Below are 3206 nucleotides of genomic sequence, written 5' to 3'. Positions count from 1 at the left end.
ACTGACTGTTGAAGTCAACATAAAACTCTAAACTTTTTTAGAATCTTATGGTGACTTGTCTAACATATAGACAAAGTCGAAATTAAAGCCTGGCGATGTCCTACTCTCACATGGGGAAGCCCCACACTACCATCGGCGCTATTGCGTTTCACTTCTGAGTTCGGCATGGAATCAGGTGGGTCCACAACGCTATGGTCGCCAAGCAAATTCTTTAATTCGGAAAGCTGTTTTTAAGTTCTGTATTTACACATTCAAAGTTCTTGCTTTGAGTCCATCAAAACCCTTTGGGTGTTGTATGGTTAAGCCTCACGGGCAATTAGTACAGGTTAGCTCAACGCCTCACAACGCTTACACACCCTGCCTATCAACGTTCTAGTCTCGAACAACCCTTTAGGACTCTCAAGGAGTCAGGGAAGACTCATCTCAGGGCTCGCTTCCCGCTTAGATGCTTTCAGCGGTTATCGATTCCGAACTTAGCTACCGGGCAATGCCATTGGCATGACAACCCGAACACCAGAGGTTCGTCCACTCCGGTCCTCTCGTACTAGGAGCAGCCCCCTTCAATCTTCCAACGCCCACGGCAGATAGGGACCGAACTGTCTCACGACGTTCTAAACCCAGCTCGCGTACCACTTTAAATGGCGAACAGCCATACCCTTGGGACCGACTTCAGCCCCAGGATGTGATGAGCCGACATCGAGGTGCCAAACACCGCCGTCGATATGAACTCTTGGGCGGTATCAGCCTGTTATCCCCGGAGTACCTTTTATCCGTTGAGCGATGGCCCTTCCATACAGAACCACCGGATCACTATGACCTGCTTTCGCACCTGCTCGAATTGTCATTCTCGCAGTCAAGCGGGCTTATGCCATTGCACTAACCTCACGATGTCCAACCGTGATTAGCCCACCTTCGTGCTCCTCCGTTACTCTTTGGGAGGAGACCGCCCCAGTCAAACTACCCACCAGGCACTGTCCTCAACCCGGATAACGGGTCTAAGTTAGAACATCAACACTACAAGGGTGGTATTTCAAGGACGGCTCCACCGATACTGGCGTACCGGTTTCAAAGCCTCCCACCTATCCTACACATGTAGGGTCAATGTTCAGTGCCAAGCTGTAGTAAAGGTTCACGGGGTCTTTCCGTCTAGCCGCGGGTACACTGCATCTTCACAGCGATTTCAATTTCACTGAGTCTCGGGTGGAGACAGCGTGGCCATCATTACGCCATTCGTGCAGGTCGGAACTTACCCGACAAGGAATTTCGCTACCTTAGGACCGTTATAGTTACGGCCGCCGTTTACCGGGGCTTCGATCAAGAGCTTCGACTTACGTCTAACCCCATCAATTAACCTTCCGGCACCGGGCAGGCGTCACACCGTATACGTCATCTTACGATTTTGCACAGTGCTGTGTTTTTAATAAACAGTTGCAGCCACCTGGTATCTGCGACTCCCGTTAGCTCCATCCGCAAGGGACTTCACCGACAGGAGCGTACCTTCTCCCGAAGTTACGGTACCATTTTGCCTAGTTCCTTCACCCGAGTTCTCTCAAGCGCCTTGGTATTCTCTACCCGACCACCTGTGTCGGTTTGGGGTACGATTCCTTACAATCTGAAGCTTAGAGGCTTTTCCTGGAAGCATGGCATCAATGACTTCACACCCGTAGGTGCTCGACGTCGTGTCTCAGCCTTAGAGAGAGCCGGATTTACCTAACTCTCAAGCCTACGCACTTGAACCTGGACAACCGTCGCCAGGCCCACCTAGCCTTCTCCGTCCCCCCATCGCAATTGTAAGAAGTACGGGAATATTAACCCGTTTCCCATCGACTACGCCTTTCGGCCTCGCCTTAGGGGTCGACTTACCCTGCCCCGATTAACGTTGGACAGGAACCCTTGGTCTTCCGGCGAGGAGGTTTTTCACCCCCTTTATCGTTACTCATGTCAGCATTCGCACTTCTGATACCTCCAGCATGCTTTACAACACACCTTCAACGGCTTACAGAACGCTCCCCTACCCAATACATAAAATGCATTGCCGCAGCTTCGGTTTACAGCTTAGCCCCGTTACATCTTCCGCGCAGGCCGACTCGACTAGTGAGCTATTACGCTTTCTTTAAATGATGGCTGCTTCTAAGCCAACATCCTAGCTGTCTAAGCCTTCCCACATCGTTTCCCACTTAGCTGTAATTTGGGACCTTAGCTGGCGGTCTGGGTTGTTTCCCTCTCCACGACGGACGTTAGCACCCGCCGTGTGTCTCCCGGATAGTACTTACTGGTATTCGGAGTTTGCAAAGGGTTGGTAAGTCGGGATGACCCCCTAGCCTTAACAGTGCTCTACCCCCAGTAGTATTCGTCCGAGGCTCTACCTAAATAGATTTCGGGGAGAACCAGCTATCTCCAGGTTTGATTGGCCTTTCACCCCTAGCCACAAGTCATCCGCTAATTTTTCAACATTAGTCGGTTCGGTCCTCCAGTTGATGTTACTCAACCTTCAACCTGCCCATGGCTAGATCACCTGGTTTCGGGTCTATATCCAGCAACTCGACGCCCAGTTAAGACTCGATTTCTCTACGGCTCCCCTAGATGGTTAACCTTGCTACTGAATATAAGTCGCTGACCCATTATACAAAAGGTACGCAGTCACACCACGAAGGTGCTCCTACTGCTTGTACGTACACGGTTTCAGGTTCTATTTCACTCCCCTCACAGGGGTTCTTTTCGCCTTTCCCTCACGGTACTGGTTCACTATCGGTCAGTCAGTAGTATTTAGCCTTGGAGGATGGTCCCCCCATATTCAGACAGGATATCACGTGTCCCGCCCTACTCGATTTCACCTAAAACGCGCTGTCGGTTACGGGGCTATCACCCTGTATCGCAGAACTTTCCAGAACTTTCACCTGACGCATTAAAGGCTTAAGGGCTAATCCAATTTCGCTCGCCGCTACTTTCGGAATCTCGGTTGATTTCTTTTCCTCGGGGTACTTAGATGTTTCAGTTCCCCCGGTTCGCCTCATTACCCTATGTATTCAGATAATGATACCTGCTTATGCAGGTGGGTTTCCCCATTCGGAAATCCCAGACTCAAATGACTTTTACTGTCTAATCTGGGCTTATCGCAAGTTAATACGTCCTTCATCGCCTCTGACTGCCAAGGCATCCACCGTGTACGCTTAGTCACTTAACCATACAACCCCAAAGGGTCTTCT

General features: G+C 50.5%; 2 rRNA genes. Both read right to left on the bottom strand.

The features are described 5' to 3' along the window. Positions 1 to 87: 87 nt before the first annotated feature. A 5S ribosomal RNA gene (gene rrf, locus IX95_RS24795) occupies positions 88 to 203 on the bottom strand. A 92-nt stretch (positions 204 to 295) separates the two neighbouring features. Then, positions 296 to 3184, bottom strand: a 23S ribosomal RNA gene (locus IX95_RS24790). Positions 3185 to 3206 lie beyond the last annotated feature (22 nt).

The organism is Vibrio sp. B183, from assembly GCF_000740665.1.
In the GTDB taxonomy this organism is placed as follows: domain Bacteria; phylum Pseudomonadota; class Gammaproteobacteria; order Enterobacterales; family Vibrionaceae; genus Vibrio; species Vibrio coralliilyticus.
The sequence above is the reverse complement of the archived record's forward strand: the minus strand, read 5'-3'. Positions and strand labels throughout refer to the sequence as shown.